The sequence below is a fragment of the Buchnera aphidicola (Eriosoma grossulariae) genome, from assembly GCF_964059045.1.
GTDB classification, from domain to species: Bacteria; Pseudomonadota; Gammaproteobacteria; order Enterobacterales; family Enterobacteriaceae; genus Buchnera_D; species Buchnera_D aphidicola_A.
This window is the reverse complement of sequence record NZ_OZ060402.1, coordinates 450,909-470,411: the sequence shown is the minus strand read 5'-3', so window position 1 is coordinate 470,411 and position 19,503 is coordinate 450,909. Positions and strand designations below refer to the sequence as shown.

General features: G+C 19.5%; 13 protein-coding genes. 1 reads left to right on the top strand and 12 read right to left on the bottom strand.

Features of this window, described 5'->3' with window-relative positions; all coding sequences use genetic code 11:
- Nucleotides 1–30 precede the first annotated feature (30 nt).
- The 6 genes from recB to AB4W51_RS01970 all read right to left on the bottom strand — a co-directional run bounded on the left by recB (nucleotide 31) and on the right by AB4W51_RS01970 (nucleotide 11,400).
- Nucleotides 31–3,531 carry an exodeoxyribonuclease V subunit beta gene (gene recB, locus AB4W51_RS01995; protein ID WP_367676464.1) on the bottom strand — a complete coding sequence of 1,167 codons (3,501 nt, stop codon included), beginning with the start codon at nucleotides 3,529–3,531 and terminating at the stop codon, nucleotides 31–33.
- Between the two features lie 99 nt (nucleotides 3,532–3,630).
- The gene (locus tag AB4W51_RS01990; RefSeq protein ID WP_367676463.1) at nucleotides 3,631–6,873 is read right to left on the bottom strand and encodes an exodeoxyribonuclease V subunit gamma; all 3,243 of its coding nucleotides are present in this window, start codon (nucleotides 6,871–6,873) and stop codon (nucleotides 3,631–3,633) included.
- Nucleotides 6,874–7,073: 200 nt separating this feature from the next.
- A complete protein-coding gene (gene mscS, locus AB4W51_RS01985) occupies nucleotides 7,074–7,919 on the bottom strand; it encodes a small-conductance mechanosensitive channel MscS (RefSeq protein ID WP_367676462.1) in 846 nt (281 codons plus the stop codon).
- Between the two features lie 296 nt (nucleotides 7,920–8,215).
- Entirely contained in the window at nucleotides 8,216–9,307 is a 1,092-nt protein-coding gene (fbaA, locus tag AB4W51_RS01980) for a class II fructose-bisphosphate aldolase (RefSeq protein ID WP_367676461.1), read from the bottom strand.
- A 72-nt stretch (nucleotides 9,308–9,379) separates the two neighbouring features.
- Nucleotides 9,380–10,540 (bottom strand): phosphoglycerate kinase, encoded by a 1,161-nt coding sequence (locus tag AB4W51_RS01975; protein ID WP_367676460.1) that lies wholly within the window; start codon nucleotides 10,538–10,540, stop codon nucleotides 9,380–9,382.
- Between the two features lie 266 nt (nucleotides 10,541–10,806).
- A complete protein-coding gene (locus AB4W51_RS01970; RefSeq protein WP_367676459.1) occupies nucleotides 10,807–11,400 on the bottom strand; it encodes a YhgN family NAAT transporter in 594 nt (197 codons plus the stop codon).
- A gap of 642 nt (nucleotides 11,401–12,042) precedes the next feature.
- Here AB4W51_RS01970 and asd point away from each other — a divergent pair.
- Entirely contained in the window at nucleotides 12,043–13,161 is a 1,119-nt protein-coding gene (gene asd / locus AB4W51_RS01965; RefSeq protein WP_367676458.1) for an aspartate-semialdehyde dehydrogenase, read from the top strand.
- 190 nt (nucleotides 13,162–13,351) lie between these two features.
- Here the strand turns inward: asd and tusA are convergent, their stop codons facing one another.
- The 6 genes from tusA to corC all read right to left on the bottom strand — a co-directional run bounded on the left by tusA (nucleotide 13,352) and on the right by corC (nucleotide 19,477).
- A complete protein-coding gene (tusA, locus tag AB4W51_RS01960) occupies nucleotides 13,352–13,579 on the bottom strand; it encodes a sulfurtransferase TusA (RefSeq protein ID WP_367676829.1) in 228 nt (75 codons plus the stop codon).
- 77 nt (nucleotides 13,580–13,656) lie between these two features.
- Nucleotides 13,657–13,989, bottom strand: coding sequence for a nicotinate-nicotinamide nucleotide adenylyltransferase (locus AB4W51_RS01955; protein ID WP_367676828.1), 333 nt, complete (start codon nucleotides 13,987–13,989; stop codon nucleotides 13,657–13,659).
- Nucleotides 13,990–14,045: 56 nt separating this feature from the next.
- Nucleotides 14,046–14,300: an adenylyltransferase/cytidyltransferase family protein gene (locus AB4W51_RS01950; protein ID WP_367676457.1), complete on the bottom strand. Its 255-nt coding sequence runs from the start codon at nucleotides 14,298–14,300 to the stop codon at nucleotides 14,046–14,048.
- Nucleotides 14,301–14,330: 30 nt separating this feature from the next.
- Nucleotides 14,331–15,296, bottom strand: a complete 966-nt coding sequence (holA, locus tag AB4W51_RS01945; protein ID WP_367676456.1) for a DNA polymerase III subunit delta — start codon at nucleotides 15,294–15,296, stop codon at nucleotides 14,331–14,333.
- Between the two features lie 86 nt (nucleotides 15,297–15,382).
- Nucleotides 15,383–17,983, bottom strand: coding sequence for a leucine--tRNA ligase (gene leuS / locus AB4W51_RS01940; protein WP_367676455.1), 2,601 nt, complete (start codon nucleotides 17,981–17,983; stop codon nucleotides 15,383–15,385).
- A gap of 624 nt (nucleotides 17,984–18,607) precedes the next feature.
- The gene (gene corC / locus AB4W51_RS01935; RefSeq protein ID WP_367676454.1) at nucleotides 18,608–19,477 is read right to left on the bottom strand and encodes a CNNM family magnesium/cobalt transport protein CorC; all 870 of its coding nucleotides are present in this window, start codon (nucleotides 19,475–19,477) and stop codon (nucleotides 18,608–18,610) included.
- Between the last annotated feature and the right edge of the window lie 26 nt (nucleotides 19,478–19,503).

Genomic DNA, 19,503 nt, shown 5'->3' with positions numbered 1-19,503 from the left:
ATAGATATTATCATTATTTTTATAATATAATTATATTATTTGATTTAATTTTTGAATTAAATTTTTTGGTATAGCTTGATAAAAAATCCCATTATTTTTATTACTTCCATCAGCAGCTCTGATAAAAAAATAAAAAATACCCCCAAAATAATTTTTAAATGTATAATTTTTAATTCTTTGTTTTAAATATCTATGCAAAGCTATAGAATATATTTGATATTGTAAATCATATCGATGTTTAATCATTTCATTTTTTATATTTAATGATGAATAGTATTTATTATTTTCACCTAGCCAGTTAGATTTGTAGTCTAATATATAATATTTTTTATTGAGATAAAATATTAAATCAATGAATCCATTAATCATGCCTTTTTTATTGTTAAATGTTAAATTAGGAGATGCAATTGATATTGGATCATTTTTTTTTGTAATATAATTTAATTGACTAGAGTTTAATGTTTTTTGAATAGGTAATAAAAATTCTAATTCTTTTATATATTCGTTTTTTTTTAAATGAGATAAAGAAAAATTTTTATTGTCTAATATTGTATGAAAAATATTGTATATCCAAGATGATAGTAATGGTTCTAAATTTATATTGAAATTATATTTTTTTAATTGTTTGCAAATTGTTTCAGATTGCATATTTTCTGAAAAATTAGTTTTTTTTAATATATTATGCAATAATTGACCGGATAATGATCCTTTTATAAAATTGTGATTGTTATATAAATCATTTTTTAATATTTTATTTTTTTTAAATTTTATATCTATAATATTTTGGTTTTTAGTATTCAGTATAATTTCATTTTCTTTTTTTAATTGCGTGTAATTAGTGATAGTCCATATTTTATTAATATTATATTTTTTTTCTGGAATATGATTATTAATATTTATATGATTATTTTTATATTGTTTTTGCAAATATTGTTCTTTTGTGGTTATTTTAATCCATGTTTCTTTTTTTAAATTATTAATAATAGTATCAAATTGTTGCTTATTTAGTTTTTTACCTAATTGTAAAATATATCCTATTGCACTACAATGTATATCGGTTGTATTGGTATTTTTTTTTATTTTGATTTTTGATGTTTCTATTCCTATACAACAATGTACTATAGATCGAGTTATAGCTACATATAATAATCTGATATCTTCTGCTATTCTTTCTTTTTCCGCATTTTTTATACTATTATTTTTATTTTTTAAATCATAAATTAAATTATGATTTTGATCATGATAAATTGGATATTGTGATTTAATATAATTTATTGCAAATGGTATCCAAACAATAAAAAATTCTAATCCTTTAGATGCATGTATATTAATAATTTTAATAGCATTTTTTATATTATGATGTCTTAATATTTCTTCTTTTGAAATAATTTCTTTTTTATTTTTAATTTTTTTTTTGAACCATTGTATTAAATTATATTTATCTACATTTTCTATCTCTTTAGTTTGTAGTAATTCTCCTATATGTAAAATATTATTAATAGTGGATTTGGTTTTTTTTAAACATTTTTGTGTTAAAGAAGTTTTTTGTTCTTCAGTAATTTTTTTCAACATGGCATAAATTCCATTTTTATTCCAAATTGATAAATATATATAAAATTTTTTTATCCAAATAGATCGATATTTATGAATATATTGGACATTTTTTATTTCTTGAATAGTTTTTTGCATGATACTTGTAGAAAAGGCATTTATAAATGCTTGTTCATTTCTTAAATCTAATAATGATATTAATATATATAATATTTCTATAGCTTCTGGTATGTCGTAAATACAATTTTTATTAGATATATATATAGAATTAATATTAATTTTATCTAATTCCAATTGTATTATTTTACTTTCATTTTTATTTCTAACAAGAATAACTATGTCTTCTTCAGTGACTTTATGAATTTTTTTGTGAATTTGAATGTTAGATAGATTTGTTTTAGAATAATTTATCCAATTAAAAATATTAACTGCACATTGTCTTGCTGTCCAATATGGATATTTTTTTTTATTTATTGTTGGTTCTATGACAAGATTTAATGCAGGTTGTAATAATCCATTTATTGTAAAATTTATATTTTGGTTTTCTGTATTAGATAATAGTGGTTGAAATAATATCTGATTAAATATAAATGGATTATTCATTCTTGAAAATAACATATTTACACTAAGAACCATATTTTTTGATGAACGGAAATTAGTTGTAAGATAATAATGTTTTTTAGTTTCATTTTTTGCTTTGATATAAGCAAAAATATCAGCACCTTGAAAACTATAAATTGCTTGTTTTGGGTCACCAATAATAACTAAATTTGATTTTTTAGATTGATGATATATTGTTTTAAATATTTTATATTGTTCTAAATTAGTATCTTGGAATTCATCAATAAAAGCAATAGGATATTGTTTTTGTATATTATTAATTATATTTTTGTTTTTAAGAAATTTATTTAAAAAAATAATCAAATCGTTATGTTCATAAAATAATTTTTTATTTTTTTCTTTTTGAATAATTTCAGGTATTTTTTGTAATGCATTCACTATTATAATTTCTTTAATTGAAAAATTTATTTTTAAAAAATATTGGATTTTTTTAAAAAAAATTGGTATTTTTTCATTTTTATTTAAAATATTGGTTTTTATAGTAATATAGTTAAAATAATTTAATACAGATGGAACTATATAGTTTTCAGTAGAATTATTTGACCATTTATTAATAATATTAATCCATCTATTTAAATTTGTTTTATTATAAATATATAAGTTGATTTTTAAATTATGAAAAAAATTATTAATTTGAATTATATTTTTCAACCATAGTATTTTAAATTTTTTAATTTTTATAATTAAATTTTTATGAAACAATATAATATTTGTGTTTTTTAATATATTAGTATTTAATTTGATTGATGAAAATTTGAATAATGGATAAATAATTTTTAATAGTTTCTCTTCATTTAACCATTCTTGATAAATAATTTTTGAAATTTCATATGGTAATAAATGGCAATGTTTTTTCCAAAATATATTAGTTGCTTTTAAATATATTTTGTAATTATTTTCTATAAAATGATCATGTATTAATAATTTTGAATAAAAATAATGAGTTTTTAATATTTTATGACAAAAACCATGAATAGTATAAATTGCAGCTAAATCAATTTTTTTTTCTGCTTGACTTAATATCATAATTGCTTTTTTAAAATTTTTAATTTCTTTCATGATTTTTTGTAAAATAAATATTTTGGTATTTTTTTCAATACATGCTATTTTTAAATCATGAATATATTTTTTAATTCTATCTTTTATTTCTTCTTTAGCTGTTTGTGTAAATGTAACAATTAATATTTTTTCTATAGATAATTTTGAAGATACATGGTTTATATTAACTAATCCTAATAATAATCGTAAATATAATATTACTATTGTAAAAGTTTTTCCTGTTCCAGCAGAAGCTTCAATTAATGTATTTTGGTTAAAATTAAAATTAAAAACATTTATAGGAGATGATTGAGAATTCATATAATTTATATTTTTGAATTGTTAAAAGAGATTATTTTAGTAATTATTTATTATAATATTTGTTTATAATAATAATTGAATATTATTTTTAATAAAATATTACAATTGATTTTTTAATATAGGTAAAAACCATTGTTTAGCAATATTGCATAAATTAATAAAATCATTTTTATTTATTTCTGTAATAATTTTTCTAATAAATATATTATCTTTTTCACCATTTTTATTTATATTTCCATTCCATTCATTAAAAAATTTTTTTTTGCTCATTTTATTTTTAGTTTCATTATTAAAAATTATTTTATTTTTTTTGTCGTATTGGGATTTTATCCATTCAAAACCGGATTGAGTTAGCATTAATGGTTGATTAATTCCTATTAAATAACCTTTAATATATTTTTCTAAATAATCAAATGCTTTTTTTGAAGATAAATTTGAATAAACCCAATTACTTTTTTTATTACCAAAGATATAACTATTTCCTTCACCATTTAAAAAACAATATATTAAATGTTCAATCCACAAAGACATTTTATCTTGAATATTAATTACATGTGGTTTCCAACGTATTAATCCTATTTTATGTATTTCTTTTAATTCATAATTATATAACTGATATTGATTGATTTTAATATTGATTATTTTTTTTTCAGGTTGATTTCTTAATTTGAATATCATTTTATATATTTCAATCATTTCTTTTTTTATTTGATCCCAAATATATTGTCCAAAATTACCATATGGTAATATGCCTGATTTTTTATAAAATTCATAGAGGGTTTTTATGTTTTTATTATAGACTAAATAATCTAATAGTTTTTGTTTAATACAATAAATATTTTTAGAATTTATAGAAAAATAATCTATATTACATTCTTTTTTATTTATTATTTTTGTTTTTATTTTTAAAAGATTAAAGAATAAAAATTTTATAGGATTTTTCCAAAATTGTATAAAATTTATTATATCAATTTTATTAGATTTAATGATGAATAATTTTTGATCTGTTTTTTTTTCTGTTTGTTTTTGAATATATGTTATATTGCAATTTTGATTTTTAAAATTTTGATTAAAATGTTGTTTTTTAAAATTATCTTGTTCACCATAAGGAATATTGTCAAAATGATATAAATGATTAATAATTTTTTTTTTATTGTCATTTATTTTATTAAAATATTGATTTGTTATATAATTTTGATCAATTAATTGAAAATGGTTAGTAACACAATTAATTAGTTGTTCAATGAGGATTGATGAAGAAATATTATTTATATTTTGTTGTTTTAAATTTATACAACTAATGTAAAAATATTTTTGTGCATTTAATAAATAATTTAGAAATATATAATGATCATATAATCTATGATTTTTATCTCCTATTTTTGGGAATTTTTTTATTAAATTGAATGATATAGAATCAATTTTTCTAGGGTAAACATCCTCATTTATACCTATTAAATATATAACTTGAAATGGTATATTTTCTAATAAATTTATATTGCAAAAATTTACTTTTCCTGAAAATAAATTAGAATAATTTTCTTTTTTATTCAATTGGTTTGCAATCATTGATTGCAATATTGTTATTGTAATTTTTTTTTCAAAATGAGATTTAAGTCCATTAGAAATAATGTTATTCCATATTTTTTTTAAAAAAAGTATTTCTTTATTTTGCAAATATTTAATAGGGAAAAAATCTTCAATTATTTCTGATAGTAATGGTAACCATTTTTTAAGAGTTTTAGGAATGGAAAGTATTTTTCTCCATTTATTTAATAAAATTATAAATTGGTTTAGCTTAGAAATTAATTCAGAGCGTTCATAATTAATTTCATTGTAAGGAACAGTATTTTTCCATATGAATTTTTTGTTATTAATAGCATAATTTAGAAGCATGCGATCAATTCCAAAATTCCAACTATTGTAATTTGTATTTATATTTAATATTTGATTTAAATGTTGTTTATCAAATCCTATTTTTATATTGGTATTTTTTATCCATTTTTTTAATATTTTTAATTCTTCTAAATTAATTTTAAATTGTTCTAATAATATTGGTAATGACAAATATGATAATATTTCTTCATTTTCAAATATGCTATTAGCAATATTTAACAGTTTTTCAAATGTATAAAATATTGTATTTTTTTTAGATATACATGAATTAGCTATTGTAAATGGTATAAAATAATTTTTTGGAGCAGAATTGAATATTGCATGAATGAATGGTACATAAATATTGATATCGATAGATAATACTATAATATCTTGAGGATGAATAATCTTATTTTTTTGTAATATATTTAGTAAGTTATTATGTAATATTTCTATTTCTCTTTTTAAAGAATGACAAATATGTATACTAATTGAATTATCAGTTGAAAGGAATGTATCTATTTTTGGATGAATATATTTTTTTTTAATTGTGTTATTATATTGATTACATAAAATTTTTTTTTGTATTTTTTGTAGTAAATTATTTTTTTTTATTTTTGAAAATAAATTATATGTTTTATGATTCATAGAATATAAATATTGAATATGATTAAAAATATATTTTTTTTCATATAAAAATAAATTATTTTCATTTTTTATTTTTTTTTGATAGTTGATATTATAATTATGATTTATATTTAATAAAATATATATTTTATATATTTTACTCATTGAATTTATTATTTTTATATAATTATGAGGAATATTTGATGTATTAAAAATAAATATTCGCATAGGTAAAAAATTTTTGATAATATTTTTTTTATGATTAAATATATCAATAATTTTTTTTTTTATATAGTAAAAATGATTATTGTTTTGATTAATTTTATGATTATATTTTAATATCATGGTCCAAAGTTTTTTTTGCCATAATTGAGATTTAGATGAAATATTTATATTAATATTTTTATCCCAACAATTAATCCATTCTGGTCTATAAATTAAATATTGATGAAATAAATAAGACATATAATATGCAAAATTAAATTTTTGTATTTTTTTGTTTTTTATTTTTGTATCAAAAATAAATTTATTATTATATTTTTGAATGATAGATAATATTTTCCAAAAAATCATATCCCGATGAAAATTATATTTTTGATAATCTTCAGGTAAGAGACGATGTATTATTTTCCATATGAATGCTTCATGTTGATAAAATTGAATATTAGAACAAATACTAATCTTTTTTGCAATAAGGATTTTCATCCATTTTTCTGTTTCTTTGTTATTGACTATAAATAATTCATTTTGCAAAGGATTTTTAAGTGGTTCTTTTTGTATAATTTGACATACTTTATTTAATAATTTTTTAAATTGATTTGATTTATATATAATTAACATATTTTTTATAAAATCGTTTAATAATTAATTTTGTTTTTTAATGTTTAGATAAATTAAAATATTATATTTTATTTTTATATTATATTACATAATATTTATTATGACTAATATATTGTTATATCTATAATTAATAACACTATTACTATGATTTTAATGAATATATTAGTCATAATTAATACTAATTTATTGTGTTAAAAAAATTATTTTGATTTATGCAAATAAACATCCATTTTAGGATATGGAATATTAATATTATTATTATCTAATGCTTTTTTGAATTGTGCCATTAAATCCCAATAAACCATATTTAAATCATCAGTATTGCTCCAACATTTGACTATAAAATTTAGAGAAGAAGGTGCTAATTCACTTAATCCAATGATTACACCTAATTCTTTTAAGACTCTTTTTTCTTGTTCGATGACATTTCTAAGAACTTGAATTACTAAATCAATATCGGAATTATAACTAACGCTAATAATAAATTCATTTCTTCTAACTGGTTCACGAGAATAATTAATAATATTACCAGAGATAATTTTCCCGTTTGGAACTACAACAAGTTTTCCATCTAAAGTTCTTAAAGTAGTATAAAAAATATGTACGTTTAAAACAGTACCAGCTACATTTCCTAAATCTACGTATTCTCCAGTTCGAAAAGGCCTTAATGTAACAAGCAGTACCCCAGCAGCAAAATTAGATAATGATCCTTGCAATGCTAATCCAATTGCCATGCCAGCAGCACCTAAAATGGCTATAACAGATGTTGTTTGTACACCTATACGACCTAACGAAGCAATTAATGTAAATGTAATAATAACGTATCTTACTAAAGCAGATAAAAATCCAGAAATAGTAGCATCTATATGTCTAGTAATTAATATTTTATTCACACCATTAGATATTATTCTGGCTACAAACATTCCTACAATTAAAATAATAATAGCTGATGTAAAATTAATTAAATAGCTGAGTAGTAATTCTTGATTTCGAATAATCCAATTTCCTGCATGATTGATATCATTTACTACATTTAAATCTTCCATCTTTATTCCTGATAGTAAATAATAATATTAAATTTTTCAATTTAAATCATATTGTAAAAATAAAATAAAAATTATTTTTTATAATATGAATTATAGATTGTAATTATAATTCATATTATTATTTTTGTTATTCTTATATTTTATATTATTTTTTTATTTATAAAAAATAATTTATATATCTATAAAATATTTTTATGTATCACGTTTTATATTTGAATTATAAAAATTTAAATAATATTTATGATATATATATCATTTATTTTGTTACACAAAAAAATATATTGATCATATCAATATTATTTTCGTTTAAAAATATGATTTGAATTAAGTATTTTAAATGCATTTTGTAATCTTATTGACATAGATTTTTGTGATTCTCGAATCCAATTTCTAGGATCATAATATTTTTTATTTGGAACATGAATTCCTTCTGGATTCCCTAATTGACCTTGTAAATAATTTTTATTTTTTTTATAAAATTTTAGAACTCCATTCCATGTAGCCCATTGCATATCTGTATCTAAATTCATTTTTATAATTCCATAATTAATTGATTTTTTGATTTCATTAATTGATGATCCCGATCCTCCATGAAAAACAAAATTTAATGGTTTAGAACAAGATAAATAATTTTTTTCTTTAACAAATTTTTGAGATTTTTTTAAAATAGAAGGGATTAATTGAACGTTTCCTGTTTTATAAACTCCGTGAACATTTCCAAATGAAGCAGCTATTGTAAAATTAGGACTGATACATTTTAATTTTTGATATGCATAATTTACTTCTTCTGGTTTAGTATATAAAGATTCTATATTTATTGAACTATTATCTATTCCATCTTCTTCCCCTCCTGTACATCCTAATTCTATTTCTAACATCATATTAATTTTATTCATTTTTTCAAAATATTGAGTGCAAGTTTGTATATTATCTTTAATGTTTTCTTTTGATAAATCTATCATATGAGAAGTAAATAATGGTTTTCCATTGTTTTTAAAAAATTTTTTACCTTCTTCTAACAATTGGTCTATCCAAGGTAATATATCTTTATGGCAATGATCGGTATGTAATATAACAGGTACTTTATAATGTTTAGCTAATAAATGAACATGTTGTGCTCCAGAAATAGATCCTAAAGTAGCCAATTCTGTTTGATTTTTATTTTTTATTCCTAAACCAGAAATAAAAATAGATCCTCCATAAGAAAATTGAATAATAATTGCTGATTGCATTAATGAGGCAGTTTCTAAAGCTGTATTTATTGAATCATTTCCTATACAGTTAACAGCTGGTAATGCAAAATTATTTTTTTTAGCAATTTTAAATAATTCTTGTGCTTTATGAGCAGATAAAACTCCTGGTTTAAAATAATCAATACTATGACACATGGTTGTCCTGTTTTTAGTGAATATAATAATTTTAAAATATCAAATAATAAAGATATGATTAAATATCATGAATTATAATTTATATTTTTCTAAAATAGAAATAGTAGGTAATTTTTTACCTTCAATAAATTCTAAAAAAGCACCTCCTCCTGTAGAGATATAAGAAATATTTTTTTTAATATTAAACATATCAATGACGGATAATGTGTCACCTCCTCCAGCAATAGAAAAAGCATGACTATCAGCTATAGTTTTTGCTAGAGCTTCAGTTCCTGTTCTAAATTTTAATATTTCAAAAACACCAACAGGACCATTCCATAAGATAGTTTTAGCGTTTTTTAGAACTTTGATCATGTTTTTAATACTTTCTGTTCCCATATCCATAATTTCTTCGTTTTCATTGATATCTGATATTTTTTTTATCGTAGATGTGAAATTTTGATTTTGATTTATTTTTACATGTGAATCAATAGGTACTAGAATATTATATTTATTTTTTAATTTTTTGGCTGCATTAATAAATTCTGGTTCATATAGAGATTGTCCTATATTATTATTAATAGCAATAAATGTATTAGCAATACCTCCACCGACAATTGTAGTATCCGCTATTTTTGTTATTGATTTTAATACATTAAATTTTGTAGATACTTTTGATCCTCCTATAATTGCCACCATAGGGCGTTCTGGATTAATTAAATTTGTTGTTAGTGAATTTATTTCTTTCATAAATAATAAACCAGCACACGATTGTTTAGCATATTGAATGATTTTGTGAGTAGATGCTTGTTTTCTATGAGCACATCCAAAAGCATCCATGACAAAAACATCACATAATGATGCATATTTTTTAGCAAGTAACGTATCATTATTTTTTTCGCCTAAATTAAATCTTACATTTTCTAAAATCGTTAATTCTTGAAAATCTTTATTAATTTCATTTAAATATGTATTAGAAAATTTAATTTTATGATTTGGTAATATTTTTTTAAAATATTCAAATATTGGATATAGAGAAAAATTTTTATCAATGATACCTTCTTTTGGTCTACCTAAATGAGACATAATAATTACTTTTGCTTTTTTTTGAAGCGCAAATTGAATCGTAGGTAATGTTGCAAGAATTCTAGCATCAGATTCAATAACATTATTTCTTATAGGTACGTTTAAATCAGCACGAATTAATACTATTTTCTTATAAATATCAATTTCTGAAATAGTTTTGAGAGGCATGGTAAAATCCTTATATATATTTAGGTGATATGAATTATAATTAAATATTTATATTATTTTTAATTATTATTTTTAATGAGTATTTTTATTTAAAAAATAATACATAGATCAATATCTATAAAGTATAATACTTTATTGGTTATATATATTTTATATATTTATGATATAAATAATATTATATGATTAATTATTATGAATATTTATTTTAAAAAGAATATTTTTATTGAATTAATTAAAATTATTTATGATTTAAATAATAATTTAAATTAATTTTTAAACCATGTTCTTATACCTTCTAAAAACATTTGAGTAGATAACATAATAAGAATTAATCCCATCAGTCGTTCTAAAGCATTAATTCCTTTGGCTCCAAATATTCTTAAAAAAAATCCTGATGATAATAATATTACTACAGTAATACTCCATGCGATAAGTAATGATGATGATAAGTAAAACAATTGAGTAGGATGTTGGTGAGATAATAAAATTAATGTTGCTAGTAATGAAGGACCTGCTACTAATGGTATAGCTAATGGAACTAAAAAAGGTTCATCTTGATTCATCACAGTTTGATTATTATTTTCTTCATTTGGAAAAATCATTTTTATTGCTATTAAAAACAAAATAATTCCTCCTGATATAGAAATAGTTTCAGTTTTTAAATTTAAAACTAATAATATTTTTTCTCCTCCAAATAAAAATAATAACATGATTAATAAAGCTATTATCATTTCTCTTATTAATATTAATTGTCTTCTTTTTGGTTCTATATTTTTTAATATAGACATAAAAATAGGTAAATTACCTATTGGATCCATAATAAATATGAGTAGTATAGTAGTAGAAATCATTTCATCCATTTATTTTATCCTAAAATATATTAGTATAAATATATCAAATATATATATCTATTTTATTGTTTCAAATATAACATTGAAATGCACAATAAAAATTTTTAATATTTTATAAATAATAATTAGATACTATATAAAATATATACAAAATTATTATTTTGAATTAAAAGTTTGATCATTATTATAAACAAATCATAGAATACTAAATATTTTTGTTTTTATGATATATTTTAAAAAAAAATACAATAATGATAATATTGATTAATTTTTTTTTGATACTGTGTATTGAAAACTTAACATAAATATATTAATTATAATAATTATTTTTATAATTAATATACATTGATTATTTTATGAATTTTTAAAATATATATAAATATTTATATTTTATTTTATAATGTATTCTACATATTAATTTAATTAAAGATAATATTTATCTTTATGATTTTTTTAAAAAAATATTTTTTAATATTTTATTGAAACTATTAATATTTATATTTATTATATCAATTAATAATTAATAATTAATAATTATTAATTACTGATAATAATTAATAATTAAATAAATTATTAATTATTATAACATAATAAAATTATACATAATATTTTTGAAAATAAAATTTAATAACAGTTGGTGATACTGAAGAAATGAAAAAAAATGTTGGATTTATTGGTTGGCGTGGCATGGTAGGTTCAGTTTTATTAAAAAGAATGATTGAAGAAAATGATATTACTGATATAAATTTAATTTTTTTTTCTACTTCTAATTTTGGTAATCAAGCTCCAACAATTAATAATATTTCGTATGGTATATTAAAAAATGCTTATGATATTGATTTATTAATGAATTTAGATATTATTATTACTTGTCAAGGATCGAAATATACTAATGATATTTATTTTAAATTAAAAAAATTAGATTGGAAAGGATATTGGATTGATGCATCTTCAGTATTACGTATGAAATCTGATGTTATAATTGTATTAGATCCTGTTAATTATAATATAATTATCGATTCTATAAATAAAGGTATCAAAACATTTGTTGGAGGAAATTGTACAGTTAGTTTAATGTTAATGGCTTTAGGTGGATTGTTTCAGAAAAATTTAATTGAATGGATTTCAGTATCGACTTATCAAGCTGCTTCAGGTAGTGGTTCTGGTCATATGGTGGAATTATTATCTCAGATGGGAGTATTGTATAATTCAGTTTCAACAGATTTAAAAAATCCATTTTGTTCTGTTTTAGATATGGAACGTACTGTAGCTAATATTATTAAAACTGATCATTTTCCAGTCAGTAAATTTTCTGTTCCTTTAGCAACTAGTTTAATTCCTTGGATTGATATTAGTATGAGTAATGGTCAAACTAAAGAAGAATGGAAAGGAGAAGTTGAAACTAATAAAATTTTAGGTTCTAAAAAAATTATTCCAATTGATGGAATATGTGTTCGTATAGGATCTTTGCGTTGCCATAGTCAATCATTTACTATTAAATTAAAAAAAAATATTTCTATTATTGATGTAAAAACAATATTAAAAAATCATAATACTTGGGTATCAGTTGTTGAAAATAACTATGAAGATACAATTAATAATTTAAATCCTCTTAAAGTTAGTGGTACTTTAAATATATTGGTAGGTAGAATTAAAAAAATGACTATAGGTAATGATTATTTATCTGTTTTTAGTGTTGGTGACCAATTACTTTGGGGAGCTGCTGAACCATTAAGAAGAATATTATTAATATTAAAAAAAACCATATAAAAATATTTTTAAATTAAATATCTATTTTAAATAGATTATTAATAATTTTTATTATTACAGTATAAAAATATATTAATCATATTAATTTTTAATATTATTTTTGATAATATAAATATTGCATTTGTTTAATTTTTCTGTTGATAATATTTCATATCAATTTTATATACATTAATTATATAAAATGATTTTTTTAACGTTTTTGTATAAAATATTGATATGGTATATTTTTAATATTTTTTTTTAATAGTTGATGTCCAATAAAATGACAAAATATTGGAATTTCTCTTTTTGTTGTAGGGTCATCAGCTATTATTAGTAATATATTATTTTTGTTCATTTTTCTTAAAGTATGGCGAATAAGTATTATAGGATCCGGACAGAACAAACCTACTATATTGATTTTTTTATTATATTTTATCATAAATCATGTTTTATATTAAATAATGTTAAAAATAAATAGAATTTTTCAGTGAAAATTTTTATTTTTTATATATATCATGAAGGATCTTGATATAGATTATGTTTTTTTATATAGTTTAAAACTTTTTGAGGTACTAAATTTTTTTCATTTTGATTTTGATAATACATATTTCTGATTACTGTTGAAGAAATATTAATACAATTAATTTTTGAAAAAAAAATATATCCAGATGCACTTTTTTTTAATAAATTTATATTAGTAATTTTATTTTTCTGGATCCATTTTTTTAATATTTGATTTAATTTTAAGTTGTTATTTTTTCTAGGACAAATTATTAAATGGCAAAAGTTTAATAATTTGTTCCATTCTTTCCAAGTTTGTATATTAATTAAATTATCTTCTCCTATGATAAAAACAATAGGTTTTTTTGCTCCTATTTCTGATCTTATTATTTTTAATGTGTTTATAGTAAAAATAATTTTTTTTTTACTTCAATTAAATTAATTTTATATTGAATCTGATTAGATATAGCATATTTGATCATTTTAATTCGATGAATAATATTCGTAATCGATTTATTTCGATATATTGGTTTATAATTAGGTAAAATTATTATTTCTTTAAGTTTTATTTCTTTGATAATTTTATTTATTATATTTAAATGTCCATAATGAATAGGATCAAATGAACCACCAAATATTGCATATATTGAATTCATAAATAACTGTCTATGTAATTATTGTTAATATTAATTAAAAGTTAATGATAATATTTTTAATTGAATCCAGATAGAATTTTTTTTATGGGTTTTTATATTGATTTCTATTTTTGATAATAATTTTATTATTTTATATAATTTTAAAAAATTATTTTTATCAAATAATTTAATTGTATTTGTTTTTTTAATATTTGACAACATATTCGTCATTAAATACTGTGTTTGAATGATTTTTAATATTGATTTTTGTAAAACTCTAATTAAAATAATTGGTTCATAATGGCTATCAATAAGTTTTTTTAAAATTTTAACAGATTTTTTACCATTTCCACTTAAAATTGATGTTGACCATTGGAATACATTAAATAAACATTCATCACTAATTATATTATAAATTTCTGTTATTTGTACTTCAGAATTAAAATATATTAAAGATAGTACATCTAATATTTTTGATAATGATAATAAATTATTTTCATAATATGAGCATAATATTTTTTGAATATTTTTATTAATAATTATTTTATTTTTTTTGATTTTATTATCAAACCATTTTTTAAAACTAATATGATTCAAGATAGTGCAATTAACTAATAATCCATTATTATATGGATTTGTATAAAAAATTTTTTTTGTATTAAAGTAAAAATCTTGATAACATTTTATTATTAATAAGGTGTAGTTATTTGATGTATGGATTAATGTATTAATCGTTTTATAATTATTATTTTTCATTTCATGGAGAGAAATGTTTATAATTAATATTTTTTTTTCTACAAAAATATTTTTGTTAATATTCATTGAAAATATTTTTTCCCATTCTAATTTGTTATTTGGATAAAAATATTTTATTTTATAATAGCCATTTTTATTTGCGTAATGAATTATTAATTCTTCACTATCTTGGCACAAAATGATTTCTTTCCCTTGTAGAATATAACAAGAATATAATTTTTTTTGTAAATTAATATCAAGATTGTCATAAAAAATAGTCATGATGGTAACTTTTTTAATGTTTAAAATAAAAATTTTTTTATAAATATTTTTAAAAATTAAATTTAAATTGCGATGTTTTTAAATTTTTATTTTTTAATAAGTACTATATTTAATAATTTATTCTTAATATAAATAATTTTTTTTATATTATAACTTTCAATTTGTTGTTTAATTTTTGGTTCATTAATAGCTATGGATATAATTTTTTCTTGTGTTATGTTTTCTTGATCAACATTAATAATTTGACGTGTTTTCCCGTTAACTTGAAAAATAATAGAATAATTATTATTTTTAATAATGAGATTTTTAGTATTAGGCCATCTATGATTATCAATATCATATTTTCCTGTTATTTTTTTCCACATTATAAAACATATATGAGGTGTAAATGGATATAACATTTTTATAATATTAATTAAAGCGTAATACATTAAATTTTTATTTTGTTTTTCAATTAATGGTATTTTAGTTAATATATTAACTAATTTCATAATTTCAGCAATTGCAGTATTAAATATTTTTCTGCGATCAATATCATCTGTTACTTTTATAATTGTTTGATTAATTTTTATTTTTATTTTTTTTTGAAAATCATTCAGATTATTCCAATTTAAATTAATGTAAATATTTTTTAGATTAATATAATCATGTGTTAATTTCCATAATTTTTTTAAAAAACGATGTAATCCATTAATTCCTGGTTCTTTCCATTCTAAAGACATTTCTATTGGTGCTGCAAACATAATAAATAATCTTAGTGTATCTGCTCCATATTGATGAATAATTTTTTCTGGTTCAACGCCATTTTTTTTTGATTTAGACATTTTAATCATACCTGCATGAACAATTTGTTTTTTATTTTTATGTGTAATTTGAATAATTTTTTCTTTTTTGTCTTTTTCAATTTTTAATTGGTTAGGCGAGATCCAAATTTTTTTATTATTATCATCAAAGTAATAAAAAGCATCTGATAATACCATTCCTTGACATAATAAATTTTTTACTGGTTCATCCGATGTTACTAATCCAAAATCCCTTAATAATTTATGATAAAATCTAAAATATATTAAATGCATTGTAGCATGTTCTATTCCACCAATATATTGATCTACTGGTAACCAATATTTTTCTGCAATAGGATTAATCATATATTTTTGATCATGAGGTGAAGTATAACGAGCATAATACCATGAAGATTCTATAAATGTATCGAATGTATTTGTTTCTCTTAATGCTTGATTATTATTAATTAATATTTTTTTCCATTCGGAGAGTTTATATGGTTTTAATTTATTTTTGATTTGATTTGTGTATTTTATTTTTGGAAACATTACTGGTAATTGATCATCAGGTATAGTATGTATAGTACCATCTTCACTAATAGCCATTGGTATAGGGGTTCCCCAATATCTTTGTCTTGATACCCCCCAATCTTTAATTTTAAAAATTATTTTTTTTTTTGCTATTTTTTTATTTTTTAATGTTTGAAATATTACAGCACATGCTGTTTTATTATTTAAACCATTATATTGTTGAGAATTATATAAAATTCCTGTATTTATTGTTGCTTTTTGAGTAATATCTGGGTTTTCATTATTAATATCAAGAATCACTGATTTGATTAATATTTTATTTTCTTTTGCGAAAGCCCATTCAGTTTGATTATGTGCTGGAGTACAAATAATTGAGTTAACTGAATATTCTTTTAAAACAAAGTTTGCAATCCATATTGGTATTAAATGATTTGTTAATGGATGTATAATAAATTGATTAGTATTAATTCCTTTTTTATTAAATTCTTTTTGATTACTAGCATAATCTAAATTAGAACAAGAATTTTTTAAAAAAAAATTAATATTTTTATTTATTTTTTTTAATTTTTTTGACAATGGATGACAAGTAGAAATAGCTATGAAAGTAGCTCCCATAAGATAATCTAATCGATTAGTATATACTTTTAATTTTTCATTATTATGACTAACAAATACATTAATTTCTATTATTTGTGATTTTCCAATCCAATTTTTTTGCATTTGTTTTACATCTTTCGGCCATCCAGTTAGTTTATCTAAATGATTTAATAATTCTTCAGCATAATGAGTTATTTTTAAAAACCATTGGGAAATATTTTTTTGAGTAACTAATGAATTACACCTCCAACATTTTTTATCAATTACTTGTTCGTTAGCTAAAACTGTATTATCATTAGGGCACCAATTAACCAGGGCTGTTTTTTTATATGCGATTTTTTTTTGATATAATTTTTTAAATATCCATTGTTCCCAACGATAATATTCTGGATTTGAAGTATTGATTTCTCGGTTCCAATCATAACTAAATCCTAATAGTAATAATTGTTTTTTCATAGATTGTATATTTTTTTTAGTCCAATCTGCAGGATTGATTTTATTTTGAATAGCGGCTTCTTCAGCAGGTAATCCAAAAGCATCCCATCCTATTGGTTGTAGAACATTTTTACCTATCATTCTTTGATATCTAGAAATGACATCACTAATTGTATAATTTCTTACATGTCCCATGTGTAAATTTCCAGATGGATATGGCAACATTGATAAACAATAATATTTTTCTTTTTTTTGATCTTCTGTAACTTGAAATGTATTATTTTTTTTCCAATATTTTTGAACAAATTTTTCTATTTCTGCTGGATTATAATTGTTAATCATATTTTTATTGAGCACTTTAATGATATATTGTTAATGAATAATGTTAATTTATATAAAATAATTTTTAATGAAAATATAATTTTTTAAAAATTATATAAATACATTTTTTTTATAAAAAATATATTATTTTTTTAATATAATTTTATATATATATATATTTTTATAATTGACTTTTAATTAATAATAATTATTTTTGAAAATAAAATTATATTTTTATTAAAAATTTTAAAAAATATTTTATATATAAATTTATTATTAGATAATCAATTAAGATTGATAAATAATTAATTTTAAAAAATATTGTTGATTATAAAAATAATTTTTAATAATCATTGAATTAATAAAATAATAAAAATTATTTATTTTTTTAAATAGAATTTATAAATTTTGAATTATTTTTAAAATATTGCATAAAAAGATAAAAAATGCATTAAAAATTATTGTATTTTAAATAATTTTAAAATATGTCTATTTTTTTGACATATATTTTTAATATAAAATATTAAATATAATTATTTATTCTATTGATATAATATCAAAATAAATTCTTGATGGTTTAATCAACAATAGAAATTATCAGAACAATATTATATTTAATTTTATTGTTTTATCATGATAAATAATTTACTCTATTTTTTTTATTTTATTTTTAGGAATAGTAACATGAATTTGTATAATTTTTCTACTATCAGCAATTGATATTTTAAATATATATCCTTTAATATTAATAGATTCTCCTTTTATAGGTAAATATCCTAATTTAGTCATAACTAAACCACCAATAGTATCTACCTCTTTATCATTTAAATTAGTTTTAAACATTTCATTAAATTCTTTAATTTCAGTTAATGCTGGAATTGCAAAAGAATTCTGATTGATTTGATGAACTTGGAGCACTGAATTTGTATCATATTCATCTTCAATATTTCCCACTATTAATTCTAATATATCTTCAATTGTTACTAATCCTGAAACTGCTCCAAATTCGTCAATAACTAAAGCCATATGGTAGTGTTTTGATCTAAATTCTTTTAACATGCGATTTACATTCTTACTTTCAGGTACAATAATTGATGTTCGCATTATTTTTTTAATGCAAAAATTATCTAGTTTTTTTTTCATAAATGGTAATAAATCTTTGGCTATTAATAATCCTTCTACATAATTATTATCAATGCTCATCACGGGATATCTGGAATGAGCAGATTGAATAATAATATTAATACAAGTATTAAAGTCATAATTTATTTTTAAAGTTATCATTTGTGTTCTTGGAATCATGATATCTTTAACTTTTTTTTTAGTAATATCTATTGCTCCTTCTAACATATCGCTAGTATCGTGATCAATAATTGAATTTTTTTCTAGTTTTCTAATCATTAAAAGGAGTTCTTCTTTATTTTTTGGTTCTTCTGTTCTGAGTTGATTAAGTAAATTGGAAAAAAAACTTTTTTTGTTTATTTTTTTTTTCTGTTCTGAATAGTCGTTGCTCATTTTTTTTAATTATTTTTCTCATAATA